At 73.8% G+C, this 3,630-nt stretch carries 2 protein-coding genes and 2 pseudogenes; all 4 read right to left on the reverse strand.

What is annotated here, in order from left to right:
* Nucleotides 1–93 precede the first annotated feature (93 nt).
* Entirely contained in the window at nt 94–1,074 is a 981-nt protein-coding gene (locus D474_RS0119765) for a carbohydrate kinase family protein (protein WP_017615237.1), read from the reverse strand.
* On the reverse strand, nt 1,071–2,330 hold the full coding sequence (locus D474_RS0119770; RefSeq protein WP_026118641.1) for an AGE family epimerase/isomerase: 1,260 nt from the start codon (nt 2,328–2,330) through the stop codon (nt 1,071–1,073). Before D474_RS0119770 ends, D474_RS0119765 begins: the two co-directional genes overlap by 4 nt.
* Before the next feature lie 216 nt (nt 2,331–2,546).
* A pseudogene (locus D474_RS31205) lies at nt 2,547–3,308 on the reverse strand (alpha/beta fold hydrolase); the annotation flags it as partial.
* A gap of 98 nt (nt 3,309–3,406) precedes the next feature.
* A pseudogene (locus D474_RS34325) lies at nt 3,407–3,630 on the reverse strand (acyltransferase family protein); the annotation flags it as partial.

Raw genomic sequence — 3,630 nt, forward strand, 5'->3', positions numbered from 1 at the left:
CGGGCTCCTTTGAACCAGACACAACTCCAAAAACCGCGAAACACGAGGGCGCCGATATTGGCTCCAGTAGCAAGATCCCCGAACGGCGGGGCCTCACCCGGTGCGGTCGGGCGCGCCCAGCTCCGCCTCGGTCGGCGGGTCCGCGCCGACCCTGGTGACGGTGTGCCCGGCGGCCGCGGCGGCGTGGGCGAGCAGCGCGCGCAGGTCCTCCTCGCCCAGGCCGGCCAGGCGCGCGGCCGGGTCCGTCCCCAGCGACCCGTTGTGGTCGAGCCAGTGCAGGAGCGCGCCCATGAACGAGTCCCCGGCCCCGACCGTGTCGGCGACCGAGACCTCCGGGGCGGGCACCCGCACCTCGGCCGGTCCTGTCGCCCCCCTGCGGACGGCCAGGGCTCCCTCCACCCCGAGCGTGGCCACGACCAGCGACGGCCCCAGGTCGGCGACGGCGTGCACCGCCTGCTCCGCGCCGAGGTCCGGGAACAGGTACGCGAGGTCCTCGTCGCTGGCCTTGACCAGATGCGCCTGCGCGAGGTGGCGCAGCGCGAGCGCACGGGCGGTGTCCGGATCACCGATCACGCGCTCGCGGATGTTCGGGTCGATGCTCAGCGTCACCTCACCACGGGCCTTCTCCCTGCTCATCAGCGCCTCGATGAGCGTGGCCCCGGGTTCACGGAACAGAGCGATGGAGGCCGCGTGCACCGCATCCACCGAGGGCGGAAGTTCGGCGGGCAGTTCCCCGGGCCGCCAGAACCAGTCGGCGGCGTCCGCCATGCGGAAGTCGTACCGGGCCGACCCGTCCTCGCGGAACGTGGCCATGGCCAGGGCGGAAGGCTCCTCCGCCGCGACGAGCCCGTCGGCGTCCAGCCCCTCCGAGAGCAGACGGGCCCGGATCCGCGTGCCGAACTCGTCGCTGCCGATCCGAGAGAGGAACCGTGTGGGCAGGCCGAGGCGGACCGCGGCCACGGCGGTGTTGGCGGGTCCCCCGCCCGGTGCGGCGCGCAGCACGTCGGCGCCGTGTGCGGTGGGCAGCAGGTCCATGACGTTCTCGCCGACCACGACGAGGCGCGGGTCGTTCACGGGTTCCCTCCCGGTGTCGTGGCCGGCACCAGGCCCCCGGCCACCGAGGGCGCGAGTACACCCTGGGGCATCAGGACCGCCTGGTAGGCGTGGTAGGTGTCCGGTTTGCCCGACCAGACGCCGTCGGCGGGGCGCCCTTCGGGGCCGAGCTCGTGGTGCCACCCGCCGTGCTCGGTGTCCACGTGGTGGCGGGCCGCGTAACGCCACCAGCGGTCGTAGTGGTCGGCACGCCCATGTTCCCCGAAGCGGTGGTCCAGGGCCCAGGCAGCCAGGGTGGCCTCTGCGGCGACCCAGTGCATGCGCTCGCGCACGACGGGATTGTCGGCCCAGTCGAGGGTGTAGGGGAACCCGTCGTTGCCGTCCGTTCTCCAGCCGCGCTCGGCAGCGTGGTCGTATAGGGCACGCGCGTCAGCCTCCAGCCAGGAGGGCACGTCCTCCCCGGCCTGTTCCAGCGCGACGGCGAGGTGGACGAGCAGCCGGGACCATTCCAGCAGGTGACCGGTGGTACTGCCGTAGGGGCGGAAGGGGTGGTCGGGTTGGTCCCGGTTGTAATCGGGAAGCGGCTGCCAATCGGGCGTGAAGTGCTCCGGCAGGCGCCACCCGTGTTCGCGGGCGACACCGTGCACGAGGCGTTCGGCGATGCGGAGGGCGCGGAGGGTCCACCGGTGGTCCCCGGTGGCGTCGGCCGCGGCGAGGAAAGCCTCCACCGCGTGCATGTTGCTGTTGGCGCCGCGGTACTCCTCAGTGGTCGTCCAGGCACGGTCCCAGCTCTCCAGCAGGGCACCGGCGTCCTCGTCCCAGAAGTGCTCCTCGATCACCCCGAGCGCCCGGGCCAGGAGGTCACGCGCACCGGGACGCCCCGCGACGGTGGCCGAGGCGGCAGCCAGCACCACGAAAGCGTGCGGATAGGCGCCCTTGCGCGCCCGCTGCCTGTGGCCCTCGGAACCGGGTTCGCCCGGCACCGCCTCGTGCCATCCCCCGTGGTCGGCGTCGCGCAGCGGGCCCGTGGCCAGCTCACGCACACCGTGGTCGGCCAGGCGCCCCGCGCGGGGTTCACCACGCAGGTCGGCGAGGGCGAAGACGTGGGTCATGCGCGCGGTGATCCAGGTCTCGGTGGGCCGGTCGTCGACGACCGCGCCCCGGGTGTCGAGCCAGCCGAAACCGTCGGGAACCGCGGAGGCCCTGGCGAACGCGTACAGGCTGTGTTCCTCCTGCCGGAGCCATGCGGCCGCGCCGGGGGCGGGGTGTGGGGTCAACGGCCCTCTCCTCCGTCGTGATCGAGTGCGCGCCAACGGTATCGGGCCCGCTCCCGGCGCCGGAAGCCCCCCGTTTCCGTGCTGTGGACAGCCGCGGTCGGCCCGCCCCGGCGGCAGTGCGGGCCGTTGCCGCCGGAGCCGGGTACGGCCGGAGTCGGTGCGGGCAGTCGGCGCCCCGGCGTCGGTCACCGCGGCTGCCGCGGGGCGTGGCCGNTGCTCGGCAACGGCGACGGGATCGTCCGCCATGGGGATGTGGCCACTGCCGATGAGCGAGACCATCCGCGCGTTGGGCACCCGCTGGTGGGCGTGCACGGCGCTGGACGGCAGCAGGGTGCGGTCCCGGTCGCCCCAGGCGATGGTGACGGGGCAGTCGATGTAACGCTGCACGAACGAGTACTCGGCGATGCGCGGCACCATCCGCACGTACGGCGCCCCGGGTTCCAGCCCCTTCAACCCGAACCGCGCGGCCTTCGCGTCGGGCGAGGCCGGGTCACCTCGCAGCATCACCCGGGCGGCGGCGCGGGCCGGCGGGGTGTCGGCCAGGCGTTCCTTGGCGTCGGGGGGCAGTCGCGATATCGCATCGGCCAGGCGTCCGACCGTGTGCATGCCCATGCGTGCGGCCCGGTCGGAGAACCCGGCAGGAGAGAACACGGTGACCGAACCGGCGGCGCCCCGGGTGGCCAGCTCCAGGGCGATCGAGCCGCCGAGCGAGTTCCCTGCCAGGTGGGGACGCTCAAGCCCGTGCAGCTCGCAGAACTCCCGGACGGTCTCGGTCATGGAGTGAACGTTGTAGGGCTCACCGATCGGCGGCGCGGGCGTGGCGCCGAAACCCGGAAGGTCGACGCAGACGACCTCGTAGGAGTCGACGAGCCGACGCATCACACCCGTCCAGCTCTGCCGCCGGTCCCCCAGGCCGTGCAGGAGCAGCAGGGTGCGCCCCCGGCCGCGCCGCTCGTAGGCGATGCGAGTGGGATCCATGACCCCGGTCTACCCGACACGCCGCTCCCGGTCCGTCCGCATCGCCCCAAGAGACCGTCAAACCGGGATCCCCGCGGGCCTGCCGCCGCTACAGCGCAGCGGCGGGCCCCCCGNAGTACGAGCCCGGCCAGGACCGAGAGCAGCCCGAGCAGGGTGAAGATCCCGGTCCCCAGACCTGCGACGGTCAGCGCCAGCAGTCCACCGCCGATGAGCGCGGCCGCGAGCAGCACCCGTACCAGGCCGGGCGCCCCGTCCAGCGCCGCGGGCGGGTTCTCGAACCGCACCGCCCAGTGCGCGAGCGGCACCACCAGCGGCAGCAGGG

This window comes from Nocardiopsis salina YIM 90010 (assembly GCF_000341025.1).
Taxonomy (GTDB): Bacteria; Actinomycetota; Actinomycetes; order Streptosporangiales; family Streptosporangiaceae; genus Nocardiopsis; species Nocardiopsis salina.